The sequence below is a fragment of the Actinomadura sp. NAK00032 genome, from assembly GCF_013364275.1.
Classification (GTDB): Bacteria; Actinomycetota; Actinomycetes; order Streptosporangiales; family Streptosporangiaceae; genus Spirillospora.
In genome coordinates, this window is sequence record NZ_CP054932.1 from 4,114,350 (window position 1) to 4,140,877 (window position 26,528).

Annotated in this window: 20 protein-coding genes and 2 rRNA genes; 10 read left to right on the forward strand and 12 right to left on the reverse strand. The window is 71.9% G+C overall.

Features of this window, described 5'->3' with window-relative positions:
• The first annotated feature begins 233 nt into the window (after positions 1-233).
• Positions 234-3,341, forward strand: a 23S ribosomal RNA gene (locus HUT06_RS19190).
• A 159-nt stretch (positions 3,342-3,500) separates the two neighbouring features.
• Positions 3,501-3,617: ribosomal RNA gene (gene rrf / locus HUT06_RS19195) — 5S ribosomal RNA — on the forward strand.
• Positions 3,618-3,664: 47 nt separating this feature from the next.
• Here the strand turns inward: rrf and HUT06_RS19200 are convergent.
• Positions 3,665-4,528 carry a hypothetical protein gene (locus HUT06_RS19200; RefSeq protein WP_176196997.1) on the reverse strand — a complete coding sequence of 288 codons (864 nt, stop codon included), beginning with the start codon at positions 4,526-4,528 and terminating at the stop codon, positions 3,665-3,667.
• Positions 4,529-4,602: 74 nt separating this feature from the next.
• Positions 4,603-4,953 (reverse strand): peptidase inhibitor family I36 protein, encoded by a 351-nt coding sequence (locus HUT06_RS19205; RefSeq protein ID WP_176196998.1) that lies wholly within the window; start codon positions 4,951-4,953, stop codon positions 4,603-4,605.
• 245 nt (positions 4,954-5,198) lie between these two features.
• Here HUT06_RS19205 and HUT06_RS43850 point away from each other — a divergent pair, with 245 nt between their 5' ends.
• Positions 5,199-5,684 (forward strand): hypothetical protein, encoded by a 486-nt coding sequence (locus HUT06_RS43850; protein ID WP_217711344.1) that lies wholly within the window; start codon positions 5,199-5,201, stop codon positions 5,682-5,684.
• A gap of 27 nt (positions 5,685-5,711) precedes the next feature.
• Here HUT06_RS43850 and HUT06_RS19220 read toward each other — a convergent pair whose 3' ends face one another.
• A complete protein-coding gene (locus tag HUT06_RS19220) occupies positions 5,712-6,320 on the reverse strand; it encodes a TetR/AcrR family transcriptional regulator (RefSeq protein ID WP_176196999.1) in 609 nt (202 codons plus the stop codon).
• A 100-nt stretch (positions 6,321-6,420) separates the two neighbouring features.
• On the opposite strand from HUT06_RS19220, the gene HUT06_RS19225 reads away from it, so the two are divergent.
• The 5 genes from HUT06_RS19225 to HUT06_RS19245 all read left to right on the forward strand — a co-directional run bounded on the left by HUT06_RS19225 (position 6,421) and on the right by HUT06_RS19245 (position 13,217).
• On the forward strand, positions 6,421-8,148 hold the full coding sequence (locus HUT06_RS19225) for an acyclic terpene utilization AtuA family protein (RefSeq protein WP_176197000.1): 1,728 nt from the start codon (positions 6,421-6,423) through the stop codon (positions 8,146-8,148).
• Positions 8,149-8,204: 56 nt separating this feature from the next.
• Complete coding sequence (locus tag HUT06_RS19230; RefSeq protein ID WP_254715776.1) at positions 8,205-9,737, forward strand: acyl-CoA carboxylase subunit beta; 1,533 nt, start codon at positions 8,205-8,207, stop codon at positions 9,735-9,737.
• Between the two features lie 8 nt (positions 9,738-9,745).
• The gene (locus HUT06_RS19235; protein ID WP_176197002.1) at positions 9,746-11,731 is read left to right on the forward strand and encodes a biotin carboxylase N-terminal domain-containing protein; all 1,986 of its coding nucleotides are present in this window, start codon (positions 9,746-9,748) and stop codon (positions 11,729-11,731) included.
• Positions 11,728-12,900, forward strand: a complete 1,173-nt coding sequence (locus HUT06_RS19240) for an acyl-CoA dehydrogenase family protein (protein WP_176197003.1) — start codon at positions 11,728-11,730, stop codon at positions 12,898-12,900. The genes HUT06_RS19235 and HUT06_RS19240 overlap by 4 nt, the downstream gene beginning before the upstream one ends.
• A 119-nt stretch (positions 12,901-13,019) precedes the next feature.
• The gene (locus HUT06_RS19245; RefSeq protein ID WP_176197004.1) at positions 13,020-13,217 is read left to right on the forward strand and encodes a hypothetical protein; all 198 of its coding nucleotides are present in this window, start codon (positions 13,020-13,022) and stop codon (positions 13,215-13,217) included.
• A gap of 94 nt (positions 13,218-13,311) precedes the next feature.
• Here HUT06_RS19245 and HUT06_RS19250 read toward each other — a convergent pair whose 3' ends face one another.
• From HUT06_RS19250 to HUT06_RS19265, 4 genes are all read right to left on the reverse strand, one after another.
• Entirely contained in the window at positions 13,312-13,902 is a 591-nt protein-coding gene (locus tag HUT06_RS19250; protein ID WP_176197005.1) for an AAA family ATPase, read from the reverse strand.
• A 41-nt stretch (positions 13,903-13,943) separates the two neighbouring features.
• Positions 13,944-15,002, reverse strand: coding sequence for an enolase C-terminal domain-like protein (locus HUT06_RS19255; RefSeq protein ID WP_176197006.1), 1,059 nt, complete (start codon positions 15,000-15,002; stop codon positions 13,944-13,946).
• A 62-nt stretch (positions 15,003-15,064) separates the two neighbouring features.
• Positions 15,065-16,555 (reverse strand): LCP family protein, encoded by a 1,491-nt coding sequence (locus tag HUT06_RS19260; protein WP_176197007.1) that lies wholly within the window; start codon positions 16,553-16,555, stop codon positions 15,065-15,067.
• Positions 16,556-16,744: 189 nt separating this feature from the next.
• Entirely contained in the window at positions 16,745-18,181 is a 1,437-nt protein-coding gene (locus HUT06_RS19265; RefSeq protein WP_302931813.1) for a GuaB1 family IMP dehydrogenase-related protein, read from the reverse strand.
• Between the two features lie 818 nt (positions 18,182-18,999).
• Between HUT06_RS19265 and HUT06_RS19270 the strand changes: the two genes are divergently transcribed.
• Positions 19,000-19,914, forward strand: coding sequence for an Lrp/AsnC family transcriptional regulator (locus HUT06_RS19270; RefSeq protein ID WP_176197009.1), 915 nt, complete (start codon positions 19,000-19,002; stop codon positions 19,912-19,914).
• A 63-nt stretch (positions 19,915-19,977) separates the two neighbouring features.
• Here HUT06_RS19270 and HUT06_RS19275 read toward each other — a convergent pair whose 3' ends face one another.
• The 5 genes from HUT06_RS19275 to HUT06_RS19295 all read right to left on the reverse strand — a co-directional run bounded on the left by HUT06_RS19275 (position 19,978) and on the right by HUT06_RS19295 (position 25,484).
• Positions 19,978-21,570, reverse strand: coding sequence for a Na+/H+ antiporter (locus tag HUT06_RS19275; RefSeq protein WP_254715268.1), 1,593 nt, complete (start codon positions 21,568-21,570; stop codon positions 19,978-19,980).
• Positions 21,571-21,635: 65 nt separating this feature from the next.
• On the reverse strand, positions 21,636-22,511 hold the full coding sequence (locus HUT06_RS19280; RefSeq protein ID WP_176197011.1) for a LysR family transcriptional regulator: 876 nt from the start codon (positions 22,509-22,511) through the stop codon (positions 21,636-21,638).
• A 72-nt stretch (positions 22,512-22,583) separates the two neighbouring features.
• Positions 22,584-24,155, reverse strand: coding sequence for an MFS transporter (locus HUT06_RS19285; protein WP_176197012.1), 1,572 nt, complete (start codon positions 24,153-24,155; stop codon positions 22,584-22,586).
• On the reverse strand, positions 24,155-24,382 hold the full coding sequence (locus tag HUT06_RS19290) for a UBP-type zinc finger domain-containing protein (RefSeq protein ID WP_254715269.1): 228 nt from the start codon (positions 24,380-24,382) through the stop codon (positions 24,155-24,157). The genes HUT06_RS19285 and HUT06_RS19290 overlap by 1 nt, the downstream gene beginning before the upstream one ends.
• Before the next feature lie 67 nt (positions 24,383-24,449).
• Entirely contained in the window at positions 24,450-25,484 is a 1,035-nt protein-coding gene (locus tag HUT06_RS19295; RefSeq protein ID WP_176201468.1) for a GDP-mannose 4,6-dehydratase, read from the reverse strand.
• Between the two features lie 179 nt (positions 25,485-25,663).
• Here HUT06_RS19295 and folP point away from each other — a divergent pair, with 179 nt between their 5' ends.
• The gene (gene folP / locus HUT06_RS19300; protein WP_176197014.1) at positions 25,664-26,512 is read left to right on the forward strand and encodes a dihydropteroate synthase; all 849 of its coding nucleotides are present in this window, start codon (positions 25,664-25,666) and stop codon (positions 26,510-26,512) included.
• The last annotated feature ends 16 nt before the right edge of the window (positions 26,513-26,528 follow it).

Sequence of the window (26,528 nt, forward strand, 5' to 3'; positions counted from 1 at the left end):
ACGCTGTTGGGTCCTGAGGGAACGGGCGCAAGCCCAGGTGACCTCGGACTGCGGGACCAGACGCCGCATCACCTGCAATGGGTGGTGTGGCGCTGGTGGGCCCGGTTGTTTTTTGAGAACTGCACAGTGGACGCGAGCATCTCTGGCGAGACCTCGTTGCTTTCTGTTCCTTCTTCGGGAGGGGCGGGAGGTTGCTGGGGTCTTGTCTGCGATTTGTTTTGATCGTTTTGTGTGTTCAAGTTTTTAAGGGCATACGGTGGATGCCTTGGCATCAGGAGCCGATGAAGGACGTGGGAGCCTGCGATATGCCTCGGGGAGTCGGCAACCAGACTTTGATCCGGGGATTTCCGAATGGGGAAACCTGGCACCCGTCATGGGGTGTCGCCGCCTGCTGAATGTATAGGCAGGTTGGTGGGAACGCGGGGAAGTGAAACATCTCAGTACCCGCAGGAAGAGAAAACAATAGTGATTCCGTGAGTAGTGGTGAGCGAAAGCGGATTAGCCTAAACCGTGCGCGTGTGATAGCCGGCAGGTGTTGCGTGTGCGGGGTTGTGGGACCATCCTGATCTAGCTGCCGCTGGGTCGAAGAGTTACAAAATATCGTGGTAGTCGAACGGCATGGGAAGGCCGACCGTAGACGGTGAGAGTCCGGTAGACGAAACTGCGGTGTCTCTTGGGTGTGTTCCCGAGTAGCACGGGGCCCGTGAAATCCCGTGTGAATCTGCCACGACCACGTGGTAAGGCTGAATACTTCCTGGTGACCGATAGCGGACCAGTACCGTGAGGGAAAGGTGAAAAGTGCCCCGGTGAGGGGTCGTGAAATAGTACCTGAAACCGTGTGCCTACAAGCCGTCAGAGCGTCCTCAGGAGCTTGCTCCTGTTCGTGATGGCGTGCCTTTTGAAGAATGAGCCTGCGAGTTATGGTGTGTGGCGAGGTTAACCGGTGGCGGGTAGCCGTAGCGAAAGCGAGTCTGAATAGGGCGTTTGAGTCGCATGCTGTAGACCCGAAGCGGGGTGATCTAGCCATGGGCAGGGTGAAGCGTCGGTAAGACGGTGTGGAGGCCCGAACCCACCAGGGTTGAAAACCTGGGGGATGACCTGTGGTTAGGGGTGAAAGGCCAATCAAACTCCGTGATAGCTGGTTCTCCCCGAAATGCATTTAGGTGCAGCGTCGCGTGTTTCTTGCCGGAGGTAGAGCTACTGGATGGCTGATGGGCCCTACAAGGTTACTGACGTCAGCCAAACTCCGAATGCCGGTAAGTGAGAGCGTGGCAGTGAGACTGCGGGGGATAAGCTTCGTAGTCGAGAGGGAAACAGCCCAGATCATCGGCTAAGGCCCCTAAGCGTGTGCTAAGTGGGAAAGGATGTGGAGTTGCTGTGACAACCAGGAGGTTGGCTTAGAAGCAGCCATCCTTGAAAGAGTGCGTAATAGCTCACTGGTCAAGTGATTCCGCGCCGACAATGTAGCGGGGCTCAAGCACACCGCCGAAGCCGTGGCATTGCACTCCTTGCGGGGTGTGATGGGTAGGGGAGCGTCCTGTAGCCGGTGAAGCCGCCGAGTGATCGAGTGGTGGAGGCTGCGGGAGTGAGAATGCAGGCATGAGTAGCGAGTCACACGTGAGAAACGTGTGCGCCGGATGACCAAGGGTTCCTGGGGCAGGCTAATCCGCCCAGGGTAAGTCGGGACCTAAGGCGAGGCCGACAGGCGTAGTCGATGGACAACGGGTTGATATTCCCGTACCCGCTGGTATGCGCCAACGCTGAACCCTCTGATGCTAAGACCCCGAATCCTGGTTGGGGCCTTCGGGCTTCTTCTGGGCCTAGCGGTCGACCCGAGGGGGTAGTAGGTGAGTGATGGGGTGACGCAGGAGGGTAGCTCAGCCCGGGCGATGGTTGTCCCGGGGTAAGGCTGTAGGGAGAGAGACAGGTAAATCCGTCTCTCGTGAATCCTGAGAGCTGATGCCGAGCCGTTTTAGGTGAAGTGAGTGATCCCATGCTGTCGAGAAAAGCCTCTAGCGAGTGTACTGGCGGCCCGTACCCTAAACCGACTCAGGTGGTCAGGTAGAGAATACCAAGGCGATCGGGTGAACTGTGGTTAAGGAACTCGGCAAATTGCCCCCGTAACTTTGGGAGAAGGGGGGCCTCGTCCGGTGAAGGAACGTGCTTCCGGAGCTGGGTGGGGTCGCAGAGGCCAGGGGGAAGCGACTGTTTACTAAAAACACAGGTCCGTGCGAAGTCGTAAGACGCTGTATACGGACTGACGCCTGCCCGGTGCCGGAACGTTAAGAGGACCGGTTAGATCTCTTCGGGGGTCGAAGCTGAGAATCTAAGCGCCGGTAAACGGCGGTGGTAACTATAACCATCCTAAGGTAGCGAAATTCCTTGTCGGGTAAGTTCCGACCTGCACGAATGGCGTAACGACTTCCCCGCTGTCTCAACCACAGGCCCGGCGAAATTGCAGTACGAGTAAAGATGCTCGTTTCGCGCAGCAGGACGGAAAGACCCCGGGACCTTCACTATAGCTTGGCATTGGCGCTTGGAGCGTCTTGTGTAGGATAGGTGGGAGACTGTGAAGCCGGCACGCCAGTGTCGGTGGAGTCGTTGGTGAAATACCACTCTGGTCGTTTTGAGCGTCTAACCCGCACCCGTGTATCCGGGTGGGGGACAGTGCCTGGTGGGTAGTTTAACTGGGGCGGTTGCCTCCTAAAGTGTAACGGAGGCGCCCAAAGGTTCCCTCAGCCTGGTTGGCAATCAGGTGGCGAGTGTAAGGGCACAAGGGAGCTTGACTGTGAGACGGACGTGTCGAGCAGGTGCGAAAGCAGGGCCTAGTGATCCGGCACCTACGTGTGGAAGTGGTGTCGCTCAACGGCTAAAAGGTACCCCGGGGATAACAGGCTGATCTTCCCCAAGAGTCCATATCGACGGGATGGTTTGGCACCTCGATGTCGGCTCGTCGCATCCTGGGGCTGGAGTAGGTCCCAAGGGTTGGGCTGTTCGCCCATTAAAGCGGCACGCGAGCTGGGTTTAGAACGTCGCGAGACAGTTCGGTCCCTATCCGCTGCGCGCGTAGGAGAATTGTGAGGGTCTGTCCCTAGTACGAGAGGACCGGGACGGACGGACCTCTGGTGTGCCAGTTGTCCCGCCAGGGGCACGGCTGGTTGGCTACGTTCGGTCGGGATAACCGCTGAAAGCATCTAAGCGGGAAGCCTTCCTCGAGATGAGTTCTCCCACTCCTTTGTGGGTGTAAGGCCCCCGGTAGACGACCGGGTTGATAGGCCGGAGATGGAAGCGCGGTAACGTGTGGAGTCGACCGGTACTAATAGGCCGAGTGGCTTGAACACACTGAACGTTCAAAGCGAGTCGCTGCTACGAGATTTTGTTCGCGTCCCTGTGTGGTTCTCAGGAAACAACCTGGAACCGCAGCACATAATTGAAGATTTCCGAGCCTGCCGGCTTGGACGTTGATTTGCCCATCCGTGTGCGGGTGGTGCGTTGAGACGTTCGGTGGTTTTGGCGAAGGGGAAACACCCGGTCCCATCCCGAACCCGGAAGTTAAGCCCTTCAGCGCCGATGGTACTGCATGGGAGACTGTGTGGGAGAGTAGGACGCCGCCGGACACATATTGCAGGAAGGCCCCGCCGTCACCGGCGGGGCCTTTCTCATTTCACCCTCGGGGCGACCCGGCCAGCACCCGGTTCGCGTTGCCGATCCGGGCGGCGTTGGCCGCGCGCTCCCGGTCGAGTTCGGTTTTGTGACGGGCGATCAGGCGCTTCTGGTAAGCGGCCTCGACACTTGCCCAGATGTCGATGAGACGGGCCTCGTGCTTGCAGCGCACGTCGGCCACGGCCGTCGCCTTTTCCACCCTGGTGACGCGATGGTCGGGCCCGTCGATGAATCGCCGGTCGCGGTTGGCGTCCCTGGGCGTCGCATACGAATGGCCCGCCCGCTTCATGCAGCGGCTCCAGACCGCGAACGCGGTACGGACGCGGCTGTCCTTCGCCGCCCGTTGGAGGCTCGTGAAGGCCAGGCGGTCCCCGAGCGTCCCGGACTGCCGGGAGCCCGCGTTCAATGTGCGGCCGGCCTCGCCGACGCAGCCGCCCTCCGGCACGGCACGGCCGTGGATCTTCGCCGGTCCGTCGCCCCAGGCGGCCTCGCGCGCCCGCGGCGGCAGGTCCGGCCGCGGTGGCCGCTTGCTGATCTCGGGGCTGCTGTAGCCGAGCCTGCCCGCCCGCTCCTCGTCGGCGAGACCGTAGCGGCGGGCGTTCTGGGAGAACGGCGGCGGCGCGGGGTCACCGACGTCGAAGGCGACGCCGTAGCGCCGTAGACATGCGGTCACGAGCTTCTTCTCGGCACGCTGGACGGTCTTCCGCTGCGCGGGACTCGTCCGGTAGGCGTCGAGGGGGAGGGTGAGCGCGGCGACGTCGCCGACGTGCCGGACGCGGACGGCGGGTTCGTCCGGACGCTGGGCCCCGCATCCCGCGAGGAGGAGCGGGACGAGCAGCGCGGCGGTCGCCCGTGCGTGGTTCACCGTGGTGCCTCTCTCGCATCGCGAACGGCGGGTCCGGGCGGCGCGGGGTTCCACGCCCGGACCCTCTCATCGGGTCAGGCCGCGTCGAAGGAACCGAGGTGGTCGTTGATCCCCGGGTTCAGGTTCCCGTCGGTCTCGTCCTCGAGCTCCTGCGACTGGCCGGTGAAGTTGGGCTCGCTGTAGACGACCTCGTTCCAGACGGTGTTGAGGTTCCGCCACGAGCTGGCTGTCTGCTGGACGTTGTGGCCGTTGGGGAAGCGCTGGCCGCCGAAGTCCTGGACGTTGTTCTCGTAGCAGCGGCTCGAGCCCTGCTGGCCCGGGTCCTCCCAGAAGCAGCTCGTCGCCTGGGCGGGCGGCGCCACCGTGAGGCAGGCCGCCCCGCAGAGCGCGACCGCCGCCATGATCCGCCATGTCGTTTTCGCCATGTCGTTCTCCCTTCACCCGCGGCGCCGGGATGGCGCCCATTTGTAGTCGGGCGAACACAGATTGTCATGAGCCGGGTCGGTGGAGAAGTGGGCGGAGGCGCGTCTGACCTGGTGGGCAGGCGTACCTGCCTGTCGCGGGTGCGGGTTCGCGACACGCCGGCAAATCTTCGTGGGCTCACGGGCATGGCGATCGACTGGACGGAGCAGCTCGTCGGCGAGTACTTCTGGGAGCCGGTGCCCGGCACGTGGAGCGTCCGCCCGCGCGCGGAGACGGTGAGCCCGATGGAAGCGGGGGCGGGGAGTACGTCATCGACTTCGCCCAACCGGAACCCGTCCCGCCGCCGGTGACCGCGATCGCCTGGCGGCTCGGGCGCCTCATCGTCGGTGAGCCCGGCGTGCGGGTGGCCGGCCATTTCGGTGGGCCGCCCGTCGACTACGAGAGCTTCCGGTACGCGGGCTCCGCCGCCGAGGCGCTCGCACAGCTCGACGGGGGCTACGCGGCGTGGACGGCCGGGGTCCGCGGCCTCGATCCCGGCGATGCTCGGCGGTGGCGGGCACGTCCTCGCGATCGACCGGTCCGCCGCGGCGGTCGCGCAGGCGGAGTCGGGGTGCTCGACGGGCGTCACTCGCAGGCCGGCCGCCGCGCCGTGCGGCGCGTCGCGGCGGTGCCGGCGCCGGGCGGCCGCCTCCTCGTCGACGGCGGCGACCCGTTGCGGGAGATCTCCCTCTGACCGCGCGCCCGGGCGGGCCGGGCCGAGTCAGCGGCCGAGGGCCCGGTCGAGGGTGGCGGCCCACTGGGTCAGCAGGCGGGTGCGGCGCGCCGAGTCGTCGGTGAGCAGGTCGGCGAGGCCCAGCCCGCGGACCAGGTCGAGGGTCGCCTGGACGGTCTCGCGGACGCCGGCGACGCTCTCGTCCGCGCCGAGCGCCTCGACGGTGAGGCGGTGCGCCTCCCGCCCCACGCGGGCTTCGAGGGGGAGGACCTGCGCGCGGAGCTGCTCGTCGGAGCTGGCCGCGACCCACAGCTGCAGCGCGGCGCGGAACAGCGGGCTCGTGTACATCTCGCCGAGCAGGGCCACGATGTCGAGCGTGGACGGGCGGCGGCCGGCGAGCCCGTCCAGGCGCTCGCGCATCTGGGTCATCCGCACCTCGGAGCCGTAGCCGACCGCGGCCGTCACCAGCTCCTCCCGCGTCCGGAAGTGGTGCTGCGCCGCGCCCCGGGAGACGCCCGCGCGCTCGGCGACCACGGCGACGGTGGTGCCGGCCCAGCCCACCGAGGCGAGGCAGTCGATAGCGGCCTCCAGGAGGCGCCGCCGGGTGGCGCGGCTGCGGTCCTGCTGCGGTTCGCGGGGGAGTGCCCGGGCGGTCATGGCTTCCTCGGCTCGACGGGCCTCCAGTCAACCAAACCGCCCCGCAGAAAAACAATCATGCGCGATTGATTTTTTCAGGCGGGGCTGGCAGTGTTCAGCCATGAGCCAACCGCTGCGGGTCGGGAACGCCTCGGGCTTCTACGGCGACCGCTTCGCCGCGGTGCGGGAGATGCTGGAGGGCGGGCCGCTGGACGTCCTCACCGGCGACTACCTCGCCGAGTTGACGATGCTGATCCTGGGCCGCGGCAAGATGAAGGACCCGGACGCCGGGTACGCCACCACGTTCCTGCGCCAGCTGGAGGAGTCTCTCGGGCTGGCGGTGGAGCGGGGCACCGCGATCGTCGCGAACGCCGGCGGGCTGAACCCGCGCGGGCTCGCCGACCGGCTGCGCGACCTGGCCGCGCGGCTCGGGATCGAGGTGCGCGTCGCCCATGTGGAGGGCGACGACCTACTGGCGCGGGCCGGCGAGTTCGGCTTCGCCGACTCTCCGTACGGAGCGCCGCTCACCGCCAACGCGTACCTGGGCGCCTGGGGGATCGCCGAGTGCCTGAAGGCGGGCGCCGATGTGGTGGTGACCGGCCGCGTCACCGACGCCTCACTGGTGGTGGGCCCGGCCGCCGCGCACTTCGGATGGGCGCGGGACGACTGGGACGCCCTGGCGGGCGCGACCGTCGCCGGGCACGTCCTGGAGTGCGGGGCCCAGGCCACGGGCGGCAACTACGCCTTCTTCGAAGAAATCTACAATGTAAAGGCACCGGGCTTCCCGATCGCGGAGATCCATGCCGACGGCTCCAGCGTCATCACCAAGCACGACGGAACCGGCGGCGCGGTGACCACCGAGACGGTCGCGGCCCAGCTCCTCTACGAGATCGGCGGGCCGGCCTATGCCGGGCCCGACGTGACGACCCGCTTCGACACGATCCGGCTGGCCCAGGACGGGCCCGACCGTGTGCGGATCAGCGGCGTCGAGGGGGCACCGCCGCCGGCGTCCACCAAGGTGTGCCTGAACCATCTCGGCGGCCACCGCAACGAGATGACGTTCGTCCTCACCGGGCTCGGCATCGAGGCCAAGGCGGAGTCGGTCAAGGCGCGGATGGCGGCCGCGTTCGGCGACGCGCCGCCGGCCCGGGTGGAGTGGACGCTCATCGGCGATGCCAAGGCCGACCCGGCCACGCAGGGGGAGGCGACCGCGCTGCTCCGCTGCGCCGTCCTCGACCCGGACCCGCACAAGGTCGGCCGCGCGTTCAGCAACGCGGCGGTGGAGCTGGCCCTCGCCGGCTACCCGGGCTTCACGATGACCTCGCCACCCGGCAAGGGCGCCCCGTACGGCGTGTACTCGCCGGCGTACGTGCCGAACGAGGCGGTCGACCACGTCGCCGTCACCCCGGACGGCACCCGCGTACCGATCGCCCCCGCGCCGGTCACGGCACCGATCACGGGGGCGGGCGGGCAGGAAGGCGCCGCCCAGTCCCCACCGCAAGCCGCCCCCCGGGGGCCGGCCGTCAGGGCGCCCCTCGGACGGGTGGCCGGGGCGCGGAGCGGGGACAAGGGCGGGGACGCCAACATCGGCGTCTGGGCCCGGACCGGCGCCCAATGGGACTGGCTCGAACCCTTCCTGACCGTGGAGAGGTTCAAGGAGCTGCTGCCCGAGACGCAAGAGCACACCGTCCACCGGCACGTCCTGCCCGGCCTGCGCGCGGTCAACTTCGTGGTCGAGGGGCTGCTGCAGGAGGGCGTATCCGCCTCGACCCGGTTCGACCCGCAGGGCAAGGCCCTCGGGGAGTGGCTGCGGTCCCGCCTCGTCGACATCCCGGAGGCACTCCTTTGACCCTGAAGAGCACGCTGGACGCGCGGAGCCCCGAGTACCGGGAGCGCCGCGCCGCCATGCTGGACAAGCTCGCGGCGCTGGACGCCGAGCACGCCAAGGCCCTCGAAGGCGGCGGCGAGAAGTACGTCGCGCGGCACCGCAGGCGCGGGAAGCTGCTGGCCCGCGAGCGCATCGAGCTGCTGCTCGACCCCGACTCGCCGTTCCTGGAGCTGAGCCCGCTCGCCGCCTGGGGGAGCGACTTCCCCGTCGGCGCCAGCGTGGTCACCGGCATCGGGGTCGTCGAGGGCGTCGAGTGCGTGATCGTGGCGAACGACCCGACGGTGCGGGGCGGGTCCAGCAACCCGTGGACGGTGAAGAAGAGCTTCCGGGCGTCCGACATCGCGCTGGAGAACCGGCTCCCGGTCATCAACCTGGTCGAGTCGGGCGGCGCGGACCTGCCGACGCAGAAGGAGATCTTCATCCCCGGCGGGCGGATGTTCCGGGACCTGACCCGGCTGTCGGCGGCCGGGATCCCGACGATCGCGCTCGTCTTCGGCAACTCGACCGCCGGCGGCGCGTACATCCCGGGCATGTGCGACTACGTCGTCATGGTGAAGGAGCGCGCGAAGGTGTTCCTCGGCGGCCCGCCGCTGGTGAAGATGGCGACGGGCGAGGAGGCCGACGACGAGGAGCTCGGCGGCGCGGAGATGCACGCCCGCACGTCCGGCCTCGCCGACTACATGGCCGCCGACGAGGCGGACGCGCTGCGCCTCGGCCGGCAGATCGTCAAGAACCTCAACCACCGCAAGCTCGGCCCGGCGCCCGGCCCGGTGGAGGAGCCGCTGTACGACGCGGAGGAACTCGCCGGGATCGTCCCCGAGGACCTCAAGGTCCCGTTCGACCCGCGCGAGGTCGTCGCCCGGATCGCCGACGGCTCGCGCTTCGAGGAGTTCAAGCCGCTCTACGGGACGAGCCTCGTCACCGGCTGGACGCGCGTGCACGGCTACCCGGTCGGGGTGCTGGCCAACGCGCAGGGCGTCCTGTTCGGCGCCGAGGCGCAGAAGGCGGCCCAGTTCATCCAGCTCGCCAACCAGAGCGACACCCCGCTGCTGTTCCTGCACAACACCACCGGCTACATGGTCGGCAAGGAGTACGAGCAGGCCGGGATCATCAAGCACGGCGCACTGATGATCAACGCGGTGGCCAACAGCAGGGTGCCGCACATCTCGATCGTGATGGGCGCCTCGTACGGGGCGGGCAACTACGGCATGTGCGGCCGGGCGTACGACCCTCGGTTCCTGTTCGCCTGGCCGAGCGCGAAGTCGGCGGTGATGGGGCCGCAGCAGCTCGCCGGGGTCCTGTCGATCGTGGCGCGGCAGGCCGCCGAGGCGCGCGGGCAGGCCTACGACGACGACCAGGACCGCGCCATGCGGGAGATGGTCGAGGCGCAGATCGAGGCGGAGTCGCTGCCGTTCTTCCTGTCGGGGCGGCTCTACGACGACGGCGTGATCGACCCGCGCGACACCCGCACCGTCCTCGGCCTGTGCCTGTCCGCCGTCCACAACGCGCCCGTGCGCGGAGCCGACGGCTTCGGCGTCTTCCGGATGTGAGCGAATCAATGATCAACAGAGTGCTGGTCGCCAACCGCGGCGAGATCGCCCGCCGCGTCCTGCGCGCCTGCCGGGACCTCGGCATCGGGACGGTCGCGGTGTTCTCCGACCCCGACGCGGACGCGCCGCACGTCCGGGAGGCCGACACAGCCGGGCGGCTGCCCGGCGCGGCCCCGGCCGAGACGTACCTGTCGGCGGAGCGGCTCCTCGCGATCGCCGCGAGCGCGGGTGCCGACGCCGTCCACCCCGGCTACGGGTTCCTGTCGGAGAACGCCGGGTTCGCGCGGGCCGTGCTGGACGCCGGCCTGACCTGGATCGGCCCGCCGCCGGACGCGATCGCCGCGATGGGCTCCAAGATCGAGGCCAAGAAGCTGATGGCCGCCGCCGGCGTCCCGGTGCTGCCGGAGCTGGACCCGGCCGCCGCGACGGCCGCCGACTTCCCGCTGCTGGTCAAGGCGTCCGCGGGCGGCGGCGGGCGCGGCATGCGGATCGTCCGGGCGCCGGACGGCCTCCAGGACGCCGTGGCGGGGGCGCGCCGCGAGGCGGAGTCGGCGTTCGGCGACCCGGCCGTGTTCTGCGAGCCGCTGCTGGAGGACGCCCGGCACATCGAGGTGCAGGTCCTCGCCGACGCCCACGGCACCGTCTGGACCCTCGGCGAGCGCGAGTGCTCGATCCAGCGCCGCCACCAGAAGATCGTCGAGGAGGCGCCGTCGCCCGCCGTCGGCCCGGAGCTGCGCGCCGAGCTGTGCGCGGCGGCGGCGGACGCGGCCCGCGCCATCGGCTACACCGGCGCCGGGACGGTCGAGTTCATGCTCGCCCGCGACGGCCGCTTCTTCTTCCTCGAGGTCAACACCCGCCTGCAGGTCGAGCACCCGGTCACCGAATGCGTGTACGGGGTGGACCTCGTCCGGCTGCAGATCGAGGTGGCCGAAGGCGCCCGCCTGCCCGCTTCGCCGCCGGAGCCGCGCGGCCACGCGATCGAGGTCCGCCTGTACGCGGAGGACCCCGCGCACGACTGGCGCCCCGCCAGCGGCACCCTGCACACCTTCGAGGTGCCGGGCGCGGACGCCGAGTTCGCCGTCCCGGCGGCGCACGGGCTGCGGCTCGACAGCGGCGTGGAGAGCGGCGCGGAGGTCGGCGTCCACTACGACCCGATGCTCGCCAAGGTGATCGCCTGGGCCCCGACCCGGTCCGCCGCAGCCCGGCGGCTCGCCGCCGGGCTGCGCGGCGCCCGCGTCCACGGCCTCACCACGAACCGGGACCTGCTCGTCCGGATCCTGGAGGAACCGGGCTTCCTGGACGGCGACACCGACACCGGCTACCTCGACCGCGTCGGCCTCGCCGCCCTGGCGGCGCCGCTGGCGGACGAGGCCGCGGTGCGGGTCTCGGCGCTGGCCGCCGCCCTCGCGCTGGCCGCCGCGAACCGGTCGGCGGCGCCCGTGCTCGGCCGGCTGCCGTCCGGATGGCGCAACGTGCGGTCGCAGCCGCAGCGCAGGACGTTCGAGGGCCCCTACGGGACGGTCGACGTCGACTACCTGCTGCACAGGGACGGCCTCGCCTCCGAGCTGTGCCCGGGCACCGCCCTGGTCAGCGCCGCGCCGGACCGGGTCGTCCTCGACCGCGGCGGCCTCCGCGAGACCTTCGCCGTCACCGCGGCCGGGGACGCGGTGCACGTCGACTCCCGCCTCGGGCCGGTGGCGCTCACCGCCGTCCCGCGGTTCGCCGACCCGAGCGGCCGGCTCGCCCCCGGCTCCCTGCTCGCCCCCATGCCCGGGACCGTCGTCCGCGTCGAGGCCGAGGCGGGCGCGCGGGTCGCCGAGGGGCAGGTCCTCGTGGTCCTGGAGGCCATGAAGATGGAGCACCGCATCACCGCCCCGTCCGCCGGGACGGTCGCGGAACTGAACGTCGCCGCCGGACGGCAGGTCGAGTCCGGCGCCGTCCTCGCCGTCATCGAGGCCGCAACCGAGGCCGCCACCGAAGGGACCCCCGCATGAGCTTCGTCGAGACCGAGGAGCGGCGGGCGCTGCGCGCGGCCGTCGCCGAACTGGGCGCGAAGTACGGGCCGTCCTACTACGTGGAGAAGGCCAGGGCCGGGCAGAAGACCGACGAGCTGTGGGCCGAGGCCGGGCGGCTCGGGTACCTCGGCGTCAACGTGCCGGAGGAGTACGGCGGCGGGGGCGGCGGGATCGGCGACCTCGCCGCCGTGTGCGAGGAACTGGCCGCCGCCGGGTGCCCGCTGCTGCTGATGGTCGTGTCCCCGGCGATCTGCGCGACGATCATCGCGCGGTCCGGCACCGCGGAGCAGCGCGCGCACTGGCTGCCCCGCTTCGCCGACGGGTCGGTGAAGATGGCGTTCGCGATCACCGAGCCCGACGCCGGCTCCAACTCCCACCGCATCACCACCACGGCCCGCCGGGACGTGAAGGGGGCAGGGGAGGCGGGCGGGTGGGTGCTGACGGGGCAGAAGACGTTCATCTCCGGCGTGGACGAGTCGGACGCCGTCCTGTTCGTCGCCCGCTCGCAGGACCAGAAGGGCAACCTGCGGCCCTCGCTGTTCATCGTCCCGACGGACGCGGCGGGCTTCACCTGCACGCCCATCGACATGGAGATCGTGTCGCCGGAGAAGCAGTTCGTCTGCCACCTCGACGACGTCCGGCTGCCCTACGACGCGCTCGTCGGCGACGAGGACGGCGGGCTGCTGCAGCTGTTCGCCGGCCTCAACCCCGAGCGGATCATGGCGTCCGCGATGGGCGCCGGCATCGGCCGGCTCGCGCTCGGCAAGGCCACGGCCTACGCCAGGGACCGGCAGGTCTTCAAGACGCCCATCGGCGCCCACCAGGGCCTCGCGCACCCGCTCGCCGCCGCCAAGATCGAGCTGGAGCTGGCCCGGCTGATGGGGCAGAAGGCCGCCTGGCTGTACGACGAGGGCGACGACGCGGGCGCGGGCGAGGCCGCGAACATGGCCAAGTACGCGACCGCGGAGGCCGCGATCCACTGCGTCGACCAGGCCATCCAGACGCACGGCGGCAACGGCCTCACCACCGAGTACGGCGTCGGGATGCTCGCCGGCGTCGTCCGCCTCATGCGCATCGCCCCCGTCAGCCGGGAGATGATCCTCAACTTCGTCGCCCAGCACACCCTGGGCCTGCCCAAGTCGTACTGAGCCGGCCGACCGGACGGGCGCCCATCCTTTGCCTTACTTAGAGTAGTGATCTGACCACTCTAAGTACTTCCTCGGAGAGGATCGCGGAGGAAGTATCGGAAGGGCGAAAGGAACGATCAATGAGCAGGTTTCTCTCGGTTCTGGTCCTGACGGCCGGCACGACGATGGCCGGAGTCTTCGGCATGGCGGCGGCGGCCTCGGCCGCCCCGGCCGCGCCCGCGGTCCACGCGCCGGCCATGGACCACTGCGGATGCGGCTGCTGCGGTCACCACCACGACGACGACAACACCAACACCAACATCAACATCAACGTCTGATCCCGGCCGGCCGCCGCAACGGCGGCCCGGCCGGTGCTGGCGGAGGTCCGTGCGGCCTCCGCCAGTCGCATTGCCCCGGCGCTCCGCCGGACGCTCACCCTGGCCGGCCGCCCAGCAGGCCGTCCAGCTGGGCCTCCAGCGGCACCGCGGCGCCGAGGCGGTTGTCCACGGCGAGGTGCGGCACCGGCGGCGGCTCCGCCGGGCGCATCCGCGCGGTGAACGCCTCGAACGCGGCCAGCTTGGCGGTGTCGCGGGACGAGCCGCGCGCCTCCAGCCGGTGGCGGAGCGTCCGCGCGTCCGACCGGATCCACACCAGCCGGACGGGCGCCCCGCCCAGCGCCGCGACCCACTCCGCCCACCGGGACGTGTCCCGGATCTGCCCGGTGAACGGCGCGCTCAGCAGCACCGGGCACCCGTGCGAGCGGATCTCCCGGGCCGTGGCGGTCAAGCCGGCGTACTCGTGCGGCTTGACGTGCTCGTCGTACCAGGGGCCCTCCCGCTCACCGGGGTCGCGGGAGGCCGCGGCGAGGACGGCCGCCACGAACGCCCCGTACACGGTGTCCTTGTCCAGCAGCGCGGGCACCGGCCGCAGCCGCCGCAGCAGCAGCTCCGCCACGGTCGTCTTCCCGGCGCCCGGCGCGCCCGCCACCACCCAGACCGCGGCGGGCGCCGCCTCACCGCCCATAGCCGTCATGGCGCCCGTAGCCGTCGCACCGCCCGCATCCGTCACGCGGTCAGCCGCATGCGGCGCGTCGCGAGCCGCTCGATGCGCGCCTCGTCGATCTCGTGGCCGAGGCCCGGCTGGGTGAGCGGGACGCCGACGACGCCGCCGGACGAGCGGACGGGCGGCGTCACGAACACCGGCCCGCCCGCCGGGTCGGACACGTCGCTCGGCAGCGTGCAGCCCGGCAGCGCGGCGAGCGCCACCGCGGCGGCCTGCCCGATCCCGAACGCGCCGGTCCCGCTGCACCACACGTCCCAGCCCGCCGCGTACGCCAGGTCGTGGGCGCTGCGCGCCGCGGTGAGCCCGCCGAACCGGTCCGGCCGCAGGTGCAGGGCCCGGCCCGCCCCCGCCGACAGCGCCGCGTCCAGGATCTCCAGGTCGCCGACCGCCGGCGCGACCGCGGTGCCGAGCCGCAGCTGCAGCCGGGCGTGCGCGGCCAGGTCGCCGGCCGGGAACGGGCGCTCGACCGCCGCCAGGCCGTAGGCGTCCAGCGCCTCCAGCACCGCCAGGTGCTCGGGCGACTCGGTGTAGGCGTGCCCCGCGTCGGCGACGAGGGCCAGTGCCGGGTACGCCTGCCGGATCACCCGGACGGGCTCGATGTCCCAGCCCGGGCGGATGTCCAGCGTGACGCGGGTGTGGCCGGCGCCGACCGCCTTGTTGACGCGGGCCGAGACCGTGTCGAGCGCCGGCTCGGGGGAGATCCGCGCGCCCGTCACGATGGACGTGCGGGTGCCGCCGAGCGCGTGCGCGAGCGGCAGGCCCCGCGTCCGGCACCACAGGTCCCAGCAGGCGGTGTCCACGGCCGCGGCGGCCTCGCTGGCGCCGAGGTCGGCGGCGGCGGACACGTCCTCGGGCCGGTCCCAGTCGAGCCCGATGAGGGCCGGGGCCATCCGCGTCTCGATGTCGGCCCACGCCGCGTCCCCGCCCGCGCCGCCGCCCGGCACGGCCATCTCGCCCCAGCCGACCGCGTCGCCGCCGGCGAGCCGGACCAGCACGCTCTGCGGCCGCCGCCCGCGCGGCATCGCCACCTGGAAGGCGTCGCAGCCCTGGATCGAAGGCACCCTCACCCGCCCTTTCGCCGAGGTCGTCTCCCTCTATGATCCACCCGCGCGGACGCGGCCGGTCACGGGCAGCTGTCCTCCAGCGACACCGGCTTGGTGTCCGGCTTGGGGGACGACGACGTGCCCGGCGAGCCCTGCGAGGGGCTCTCCGGCCCGCTCGGCGAGGCGCTCGGGGAGCCGCTCGCGGCGCCGCTCGTGGGCGCGCTCACCGCGCGGGGGTCGCTGTTGACGGCCTCGGACGCCAGCTTGCGGATCAGCTTGAAGTCGGGGTTGCCGGTGTAGATCAGCGGCGGCACGAACTGCAGGCTGCGGATCTCGGCGCCGTCCTTGACCTCGTTGGACAGCTTCACCAGCGCGGGCAGCAGCTCCTGCGGGATGTCGGTCGCCAGGGTGCGCTTGGCGGCGGCGGCGAGCTTGTCGAAGCTGGTCAGGACGGTCTGCGGGTCGGCCTGCTCGGCGATCGCGCGCAGCAGGCACTTCTGCCGGCCCATCCGGACGTAGTCGCTGCTGTTGGTGCGGGAGCGCCCGTACCACAGGGCCTCCTTACCGCCGAGCCTGCGGTAGCCGGGCTGCAGGACGGCGCCCTGCTGCCCGTACGGGATCGGCTCGGTGATCTTGAGCTTGACGCCGCCCATGGCGTCGATGATGTCGGCGAAGCCGAACATGTCGACGAGGATGTAGTAGTCGACGCGCAGTCCGAGGATGCCCGCGATCGTGGCCTTCAGCAGCTCGGGGCCGCGGTGGTCCTTCGGGACGCCGGGCACCACGTCCGGGTGCTGCTCGGCGTACTCGTACACCTCGTTCAGCAGGCCCGGGTTCAGCGGGCCGTCGCCGGTGAAACCGTAGGGGAACCGGTCCCGGGCGGGGCCCGGCGGCATCTCGAAGCGCTCCAGGTTGCGGGGCAGGCTCAGCAGCACCGTGTCGCCGGTCTCGGTGTCCACGCTGGCGAGCGTCATGCTGTCGGTGCGCACGCCGGTGCGGTTCTCGGCGGCGTCGCCGCCGAGCAGCAGGATGTTGACGCGGGCCTGCCCGTTGAACGGGTCCTCGGTGTCGACCTTCCTGCCGTTCTCGCTGCCGGTGCGGAAGATGCTGGTCAGCGCGTCCCGGTAGACGTAGGTGCTGTGCGCCGACCACGCCACCGGGACGCCGACCGCGAAGCACATCACCGCGACGGACGCGGCGCCGAGCGTCCTGGCGCTGATCGGCATCCCCAGCGGCCGCAGGATCTGGTACGAGCGGATCACGACGAGGATCCACAGCACGCCGAACGCGACGAGCGCGGCCGCCACCCGCTGCACGACGTCCGGCTGGACGGCCAGGTGCAGCAGGTCGGACCGGTACACGGTGGCGGCCGCGGCCAGCGTGGCGGCGACCGCCGCCCACAGGGCGAGCAGCAGGGAGCCGGCGATCCGGCGCCCGGTGACGACGTGGGCGACGCCCCAGACCAGGGCGGACACGAGGGTCAGCGCGAGCGCGCGCGGGAGACCCCGCGCCCCGCCGGAGGGGCCGTCCCCGCCCCCGTCCCGGGCGTGCCGACTCGACGACCGACCCATGTACGCTCCGATTCCCACCCACGGTGATTTAAGCCCCGGCTCACATGATGGACGCGCGGAACCGGGCAAAGGTTGCGTGGGAGTCGACCGAATGCGAGCGGGTGTGGCCTCTGGTGCAGCTGATGATCAGGATAGGGAATCGGACCCCCTTTTGGGGAGCCCGACGCGATCATCGGTGCTCCGGAGGCCCTACCAGCTGGTGGACAGCGGCATTCCCTCGGCGAAGCCGGAGGTGTTCTGGATCCCGACCGTGGCCCGCTCGTGGAACTCCTCCAGCGTGCGCGCGCCCGCGTAGGTGCACGAGCTGCGCAGCCCGGCCACGATCTGGTCGACGAGGTCCTCCACGCCGGGGCGGTGCGGGTCCAGGAACATCCGGGAGGTGGAGATCCCCTCCTCGAACAGGGCCTTGCGGGCCCGGTCGAACGGGGAGTCCTCGGCGGTGCGCAGCCGCACCGCCCGCGCGGACGCCATCCCGAAGCTCTCCTTGTAGAGCCGGCCGTCGGCGGTGCGCTGCAGGTCGCCGGGCGACTCGTAGGTGCCGGCGAACCAGGATCCGACCATGACGTTCGCGGCGCCGGCGGCGAGTGCCAGGGCCACGTCGCGCGGGTGCCGGACGCCGCCGTCCGCCCACACGTGCCGGCCGAGGCGGCGCGCCTCGGCGGCGCACTCCAGCACGGCGGAGAACTGGGGGCGGCCGACGCCGGTCATCATCCGGGTCGTGCACATCGCGCCGGGGCCCACGCCGACCTTGACGATGTCGGCGCCCGCCTCGATCAGGTCGCGGGTGCCCTCGGCGGTCACCACGTTGCCCGCCACCACCGGGACGGCCGGGTCGAGGCCGCGGACGGCGGCCAGCGCGCTCAGCATCTTGTCCTGGTGCCCGTGCGCGGTGTCGACGACGAGCAGGTCGGCGCCCGCCTCCAGCAGCGCCTTGGCCTTGCCCGCGACGTCGCCGTTCACGCCGACCGCGGCGGCGATGCGGAGCCGGCCCGCGGCGTCCACCGCGGGCCGGTAGAGGGTGGCGCGCAGCGCGCCGGTGCGGGTGAGGACGCCGGTGAGCCGCCCGTCGGCGTCGACGACCGGGGCGAGCCGGTGGCCGCGCTCGTGCAGCCGGTCGAACGCCTCGCGCGGGTCCGCGCCGGCCGGCAGCGTCACCAGGTCGCGGGACATGATGTCGCGGAGCTGCGCGAACCGGTCGACGCCCTGGCAGTCGGCCTCGGTGACCACGCCGACGGGGCGGTCGTCCTCGACCACGATCACGGCGTTGTGCGCCCGCTTGGGCAGCAGCGCGAGCGCGTCGCCGGCGGTGCTGCCCGGATCCAGCCGGATCGGGGTGTCCACGACCAGGTCGCGGCCCTTGACCCAGCCGATCACCTCCGCCACGACGTCGGCCGGGATGTCCTGCGGGAGCACCGCGAGCGCGCCGCGCCGGGCGACGGTCTCGGCCATCCGGCGGCCGGACACGGCCGTCATGTTCGCCACCACGAGCGGGATCGTCGTGCCGCTGCCGTCGGCGGTCGACAGGTCGACCTCCAGGCGGGACCCGACCGCGGAGCGGCGCGGGACCATGAAGACGTCGTTGTAGGTCAGGTCGTGAGCGGAACGCTCACCGTTCAGCAGGTGCACGGCTGTACTACACACCAATCGCGGATCCGGGGTGGCTGGGCCACCGTACATTCTCGGCCATACCCGGCGGTGGTCCGGCCAAGCCGTGCCGCGGGGCCCGCGGCGGCCCGCCACCCACCCGCTACCCAGGGGTGATGACTGTGTGTCCCCGAAGTGCGACCGGCCGCGCCCCGGCGATGTTCCCGCGCTCTTCCAGGCAGGACGAAAGTGAAACGCCTGACCCGGTGGAAAACGGTGCAACGTGGGGCTTGGCTCTCTGTAAAGTTACCTCTTGACGTAACTGCGCCCACGATGCACTTTTTTTACATGTGTCTCACGCGGACGGCGGCGGACCCGCCGTAAATGGGGCGTGACGGCAGAACCCCCGGGAGAAGCGCATGCAGGTCACGCACTTGGCCCCGGTCGGCCATGCCCGCCCGCGCCGCGAACCGCCCCGCCCGCGCCGCGAACCGCGCCCGCGCGCCGTCGCGCCCCCGCCGCGCCGCGCCCGCCCCGCCGCGCGTTCCGCCGTCCGCACCGCCGTCCGCACCGCCGTCCGCACCGCCGCGCGCGGGGCGGCCTTCCGGAGTGACCGGCACCACCCCGCGCGCCCCCCGCCCGGTCCGGGCCCGCCGTGCGCCGGCCGGGCAGCGTTGCGCTGCCGTACCGGTTTAAACGGCGCCGGAAACGTCGCCGTGCCGAACGGGTCGCCGACGCTTCGACGGCCGCCGGGCATGGCGAACACGAGCAAGATCAATATTTGACGTCCTACCGTCCTGAAATGGAATGATCTTGCAGTTGCCGACAAACCGATTCATTACACGTCGAGGAGGAGAGCCGTGCTGGATGCGGTCGACGCCGTGCTCGTCCGCGAGCTCCAGCGGGATGGCAGGGCGACGTTCCAGGCGCTCGCCGATCGCGTCGGGCTTTCCCGCACGGCCGTGCGGGCACGGGTGCAGCACCTTCTCGAAACGCAGGTCGTCCGCGTCGTGGGCATCGTGCACGCGGCCGTCGTCGGAGCGGAGGCGATCGGGCACGTCTCGGTCACCGTGGACGGCTCCGCCCGGGAGGTGGCCGAGGCCGTCGCCGAGCGGCCCGCCGTCTGCTTCGCCGCGCTGACCGCCGGCCCCTACGACGCGGTCGCCCAGGTGCGGACGCGCGACGACGCCGCGCTCGCGGCCGAGGTGGACCAGATCCGGTCCGTCCCCGGGGTGCGCGCGGCGGAGGTGTTCCGGTCGGTGTCCACCGTGCGCGACAAGCACTCGGTGGTGCGCGAGCTCGGCGAGGTCACCCTCGACGACATCGACTGGCGGCTCCTGCACGAGCTGCAGCGGGACGGGCGGGCCCCCTACACCCGGCTCGCGCACGTCATCGGGCTGTCGCAGGCCGCCACCCGGGCCCGGGTGGTCCGGCTCATGCGCACCGGCGTCATCCAGGTCACCGGGCTGGCCGACCCGCTCGCCCTCGGCGCCGCCGAGCTCGGCGGGTTCGGCCTGGTGGTGAGCGGCGGGCTGCGGAAGGTCGCGGACGCCGTTGCCGCCCAGGACGGAGTCCGCTACCTGGCGACCGGCTTCGGCCGGTACGACATCGTCGGGCAGGCCGAGGCGGCGTCGCGCCGCGAGCTGGTGGCCGTGCTCGACGCCGTCCGCTCGGTCCCCGGCGCGACGGTGCGGGAGTCCTGGCACCACCTGGACGTGGTGAAGGAGTCCTACGCCGTCGAGCTGCCCGAGCAGCCCCTCAACGGGGCGTCCTGACCGGACCCCCGCGTCCCGGCCGCGGTGCCCGCCGCGGCCGGGGCGGCCCCCCGCGCCGGCCGCTCAGTCGCGGTCGAGCGCGACCTCCTCCAGGTCGAGCTCGTGCATGACGCGGGTCAGCACCTCGTCGTCGATGCGCCGCTCGTCCCGCATCCGGACGAACACCTCCCGCTCGGCCGCCAGCATCTCCCGCCGCAGCCGCCGGTACGTCGCCGTCGGCACCTCCTCGCCCGCCGGGCCCGTCCCGCCGCCGAGCCGCTCCCAGGCGCGCAGCTGCCGGTGCTCGGCGAGCTGCCGGAGCCGCTCCACCACCCCCGCGTCCAGCGGCTCGGCGGCGTTCAGCTCCTCCAGCCGCTCCAGCGCCGCCCGCGCCGCCGCGTGCTGGGCGCCGGCCTCGGCGACGGTGTCGGTGTAGCGCTCGCGGTCCCCGCCGATGCGCAGCAGCCGGATGAGCGCCGGGAACGTCAGCCCCTGCACGAGCAGGGTCCCGAGGACGGTCGTGAACGTCAGGAACAGGATCAGGTCGCGGCCGGGGAACGGCTCGCCGGACGCGGTGAACGGGATCGCGAACGCCGCCGCGAGCGACACCACCCCGCGCATCCCCGCCCACGACACGACCGTGAGGCCGCGCCAGCCCGGGTCCTCGCCCTCCCGCTCCCGCCGCGACAGCAGCCGGGGGATCCGGGAGGCGGGGAACACCCACGCGAAGCGCGCGGCCACGGTGACTCCGAAGACCGCGACCGCCCACCAGGCGAGCTGCTGCCAGCTCCGGTCCGACAGGCCGTGCACGACCGGCGGCAGCTGCAGCCCGATGAGCAGGAAGACCACCGACTCCAGCAGGAAGACCATGATCTTCCAGAACGAGTGGCCGATCAGCCGCGTCACCGCCGCCGACTCGGTGGCCCGGTGGCCGAGGTACAGGCCGCTGACGACCACCGCGATCACCCCCGAGGCGTGCACGGTCTCGGCGAGCAGGTAGGCGGCGAACGGCGCCACGAGCGCGATGCCGTTCTCCACGAGCGGGTCGTTCAGCCGGGTCCGCAGCCAGTGCAGCGGCGGGCCGAGCAGCAGCCCGACCGCCGCGCCGACGGCCGCGGCGAACAGGAACCGCCCGACGCCCTCCAGCAGCGTGAACCCGGCGCCCGTCGCCGCGATCAGCGCCACCCGGAACGCCGTCAGCGCCGTCGCGTCGTTGAACAGGCTCTCCCCGACCAGCACCGTCGTCGTGCGGCGGGGCAGGCCGAGGCGCTGCGCGACGCTCACCGCCGCGACCGCGTCCGGCGGCGCCACGATCGCGCCGAGCACGAACGCCGCGGACAGCGGCAGGCCGGGGACGAGCAGGTGCGCCGTGTAGCCCACGGCGAACACGGTGAACAGCACCAGGCCCACCGACAGCAGCCCGATCGACCAGACGTCGTCGCGCAGGTTGCTGAAGGAGCTCTGCCAGGCCGCCGCGAACAGCAGCGGCGGCAGGAACACGTACAGCACGAACTCCGGGTCGAGCTCGAACTCGGGGACTCCGGGGACGAACGAGAACCCCAGGCCCGCGATCACCAGGATCAGCGGGGCGGGCAGCCCGGCGCGCCGCGCCCCGGCGGCCACCACCAGTGCCCCGACCGGAATGGCCAGCAGCCAGAGTGCGTGCGTCGTCTCCACCCGCCAGATCATGGCATGTCCGGCGGCCCCCGCCCGCCGGGGACGGCCGCCGGGGACGCCGCCGGTCAGCGGTGGGCGTCGCGGCCCGCCTCCTTGGCGAAGGCGAGGAAGTCGCGCGCGGTGGGCGGCAGCCTGCGGTGCGCGTGGACGAGCCCGATCATGCGGGTGATCGGCGGCATGAACGAGCGGACCGCCACGCCCTCGGTGTCCTCGAGCTGGTTGCGGTACCAGAGCAGGGAGCCCATCCCCGCGCGGACCCAGCCGAGCCACGCGCCCCGCTCGTCGGACTCGACCGCGGCGACCGGGGTCGCGCCGACGCGGCGCAGCACCGCGTCGATCTCGGCGCGGCGGGGGCCGCCGGGGGCCGGCAGGACGAGCCGCATGCCGTCCAGCGCGGCCGGCGGCACCGGCTCGCGGACCCGCAGCCCGGGCGGCGAGACCAGCACCACCTCGCGCTGCTCGAACGGGTGCGCGGACATGTCGCCGGGCACCGGCAGGTCGGTGAGCCCGAGGTCGGCGCGGGCCGCGCGCAGCGCGCCGGCGACCGCGTCGCGGTCCGCGCAGCGCACCACCCGGACCCGGACGGCCGGCTGGCGGCGGGCGAAGCCGGGCACGAGCCGGCCGGTCAGCTCCGGCTCCAGCGACGCGGTGACCGCGATGCGCAGCTCGGTGCCGCGCCCGTTGGCCCGGGCGACCGACAGCCCCTCGATCGCCTCGACGGCGCCGAGCGCGATGCGGGCCTGCCGGACGACCAGCTCGCCCTCGGGGGTGAGGGCCACGCCGCGGCCGGAGCGGGCGAACAGCTCCACGCCGAGTTCGCGCTCCAGCTCGCGGACCGCCCGCGAGAGCGCGGGCTGGGCCACGTAGAGAGCCTGGGCCGCCGACGTCATCGTGCCGTGGTCGGCGGTCGCCACGACATAGCGCAGCTGCCGCAGATTCATGAGCCGACCGTATGCCAACGAACAGCTCCGGTCCCGGACATGCCGGAATCGGCCCGGGGAATCGCCCCGCGGTCAGCTCCGCGCGCCCGGCGGCGCGCCGCCGGCGGGCTTCCCGGACGCGACGGTGTCCGGCTCCGGCTGCAGCGGCGGCGCGCCCACCGCGCAGTGGCTGCGGCCCTCCGGCTCCACCGCCGCCCCGGACGGGGTGCGCAGCGCGTCCTTCTCGATGGTGAGGAAGCTGAGCACGGCGCCGGCAGCCAGCAGCACGGCGCTCGCCGCCATCGCGATCTGGAATCCGTGGGAGAAGTCCGCCGGGTCGTCGTAGGCGTCGCCGGTCAGCCCGGCCAGCGGCGGGATCGCCGCGACCGTCAGCAGCCCGGCGGCCCGCGCGACCGCGTTGTTGACGCCGCTGGCCACTCCCGCGTGCCGGACGTCGGCGGTCGCGAGGACGGTGGCGGTGAGCGGCGCGACCACCGCCGACAGCCCCAGCCCGAACACCACCACGGCGGGCAGCACGTCCCGGACGTAGGAGGCGCCCTCGCCGAGCCGCCCGACGAGCAGCATCCCGATCGCGGCGACCACCAGCCCCGCGGTCATCGGCAGCCGCGGGCCGATCTTCTGGGCGACCGCGCCCGCCCGCGCCGACAGCAGCAGCATCAGCACGGTCACCGGCAGCAGCGCCGTGCCCGCCGCGATCGGCGAGAACCCGGACACGACCTGGAGGTTCACGACGACCAGGAAGAACATCACGCCCATCCCGCCGTACATGAGGAACGTGACGACGTTGACGGCCGAGAACTGCCGGGAGGAGAACACGCCGAGCGGCAGCATCGGCTGCGGCACCGCCCGCCCCCGCCGCAGGCCCGGCAGGTGCCGGCCCCTGCCGCGCATCCGCTCGACCAGGACGAAGGCGGCGGCGGCCGCGATGCCGAGGACGGCGGCGGTGCCGATCACCGGCGGCGCGGCGTTCCCGCCCGGCGCCTCGGTGAGCGCGTAGGTCGTGCCGGCCAGCGCGAGCGCCGCCAGCACGGCGCCGAGCACGTCGAAGCGGCCGCGCGCGTCCGGGTCGACGCTCTCCGGGACGTGCCGCACCGCGACCAGCACCACCACGGCGGCCAGCGGCACGTTCAGCAGGAACACCCACCGCCATCCGGCCGCCTCGACCAGCCAGCCGCCCGCGAACGGCCCGATCGCGCTCGCGACGCCGCCGAGCCCCGACCAGGCGCCGACCGCGCGGGGCCGGTCGTCGGCGGCGAACGACGCCTGGATGATCGCCAGCGAGCCCGGGGTGAGCAGCGCCCCGCCGACGCCCTGCAGCGCCCGCGACAGGATCAGCGTCTCGATGTTCGGCGCCAGCCCGCACAGCACGGAGGCGACCGCGAACCACACCACGCCGACCAGGAAGACCCGGCGCCGCCCGAACCGGTCGCCCAGCGACCCGCCGAGCAGGATGAAGCCCGCGAGGGTCAGCGTGTAGGCGTTCACCGTCCACTGCAGGCCGGCGATGTCGGCGTGCAGGTCGCGCGCCAGGGCCGGGAGCGCCACGTTCACGACCGTGGAGTCGAGCAGCGCGATGCCCGACCCCAGCACGGTCGCGAGCAGGATCCACCGTCCCGGCCCGCTGCGCAGGGGGACGTCCGGCATCAGACGATCAGTTCATCGGCGAAGCACCAGCGCCAGTCCTCGCCCGGCTCGAACGACCGGACGATCGGATGCCCCTCCTTGTGGAAGTGCCCGGTCGCGTGCCGCATCGGGGACGAGTCGCAGCAGCCCACGTGCCCGCAGGCCAGGCACAGCCGCAGATGCACCCAGCGCGTGCCCTCCTCCAGGCACTCCTGGCACCCCTGCGGGGTGTTCGGTGACGGATCCACCGCCGGAAGGGTCTGCACATGCTCACAAGTGGCCATATCAGCATCGTGCCACGCGTGCATCAGATGCTTACCAGTGGTCCGGGCTGAACGGCTCGTCCTCCGGACGCGCGGACCGCGACAGCAGCCGCAGGTCCGACTCGACCATCATCGTCACCAGGCCCTCGAACGTGACCTCCGGCTCCCAGCCGAGCTGCTCGCGGGCCTTCTTCGGGTCCGCGCACAGCAGGTCGACCTCGGCGGGACGGGTGTACTTGGCGTCCAGGACGACGTGGTCCTCCCAGTTCAGGCCCGCCGTGCGGAACGCGAACTCCACCAGCTCGCGCACCGACTGGGTCTGGCCCGTTCCGATGACGAAGTCCTCCGGGGCGTCCTGCGCGAGCATCAGCCGCATCGCGCGGGCGTAGTCGCCCGCGTAGCCCCAGTCGCGCCGCGCGTCGAGGTTGCCCAGGCGCAGCTCCTCGGCCAGCCCCAGCTTGATGCGGGCCGCGCCCAGCGACACCTTCCGCGTCACGAACTCGGCGCCGCGGCGCGGCGACTCGTGGTTGAACAGGATGCCGCTGACCGCGAACATCCCGTAGGACTCGCGGTAGTTCTGGGTGATGTAGTGCCCGTAGCTCTTCGCGACCCCGTAGGGGCTGCGCGGGTGGAACGGGGTCCGCTCGTTCTGCGGCGTCTCCCGGACCATCCCGAACATCTCCGAGGACGAGGCCTGGTAGAAGCGGATCTGCTCGCGGCCCGGCGTGCGCGACGGGCTGATGCCCGACACCACGCGGATGGCCTCCAGCATGCGCAGCACGCCCATCCCGGTGACCTCGGCGGTGAGCTCGGCCTGCTGCCACGACATCGGCACGTAGGAGATCGCGCCCAGGTTGTAGACCTCGTCGGGCCGCACCCGCTCCACCGCCGAGATCAGGCTGCCCTGGTCCAGCAGGTCGCCGGTGGTGATCTGCACGTCGCCGATGTGCTTGCGCAGCCGCGACACATGGGGGTTCGCCTGCCCCCGCACCAGGCCCCAGACCTCGTATCCCAGCTCAAGCAGATGCTCGGCCAGGTACGAGCCGTCCTGTCCGGTGATGCCGGTGATGAGTGCTCGCCTGGACAGCGGATCCTCCATGGCTGAAATAGGTCCGATGTGGGGCCCACCACGGGTGGAACCCGTAACGAGCGTGATTTATGAGATTACCGACCACGGCGGGGCGATGACGAGGGAGGGCACCGTTTGAACCGAATTCACTTCTGGTTCGCCCGCCGGGCCGCCCGTATGCCACGGTGAGACCCATCATGAGCTCTCCGGACGCGCCGCCGCTGCGGCTGAACGGGCGCGAGGTCGGACCCCGCGCGATCATGGCGGTGGTGAACCGCACGCCCGACTCGTTCTTCGACCGGGGCGCCACCTACGGCTTCGGCGCGGCGCTGGAGGCCGTCGACCGGGCCGTCGCCGACGGCGCCGACATCGTCGACATCGGCGGCGTGAAGGCCGGGCCGGGCGAGGACGTCGGCGTCGCCGAGGAGTTGCGCCGCGTGGTGGACCTCGTCGCCGCCGTCCGCGACCGGCACCCCCGCGTCGTGATCAGCGTCGACACCTGGCGCGCCGAGGTCGGCGAGGCGGTCGCCCGGGCCGGCGCCGATCTGCTCAACGACACCTGGGGCGGGCCCGACCCGCGGCTGGCCGAGGTCGCCGCCGCGCACGGCATCGGCCTGGTCTGCGCGCACGCCGGCGCCCTGGAGCCCCGCACCCGCCCGCACCGGGTCGGCTACGACGACGTCGTGGCCGACGTCGTCGCGCACGTGACCGCCGAGGCCGAGCGCGCCGCCGCGCTCGGGGTGCGGCGCGAGGCGATCCTCATCGACCCCGCCCACGACTTCGGCAAGAACACCCGCCAGTCACTGGAGATCACCCGGCGGCTCGGCGAGCTGGCCGCCACCGGCTGGCCGGTACTGGTCGCGGTGTCCAACAAGGACTTCATCGGCGAGACGCTCGGCCGCCCCGTCGACCGGCGCGGCGTCGGGACCATGGCCGTGCTCGGCGTGTCCGCGCTGCTCGGCGCCCGCGTCTTCCGTGTCCACGACGTCCCCGCCGCCCGCCGCGCCCTCACCGCGGTCGCCGAACTGGAGAACCCGCAGGCCTAGGGGAACGACTCCCAGG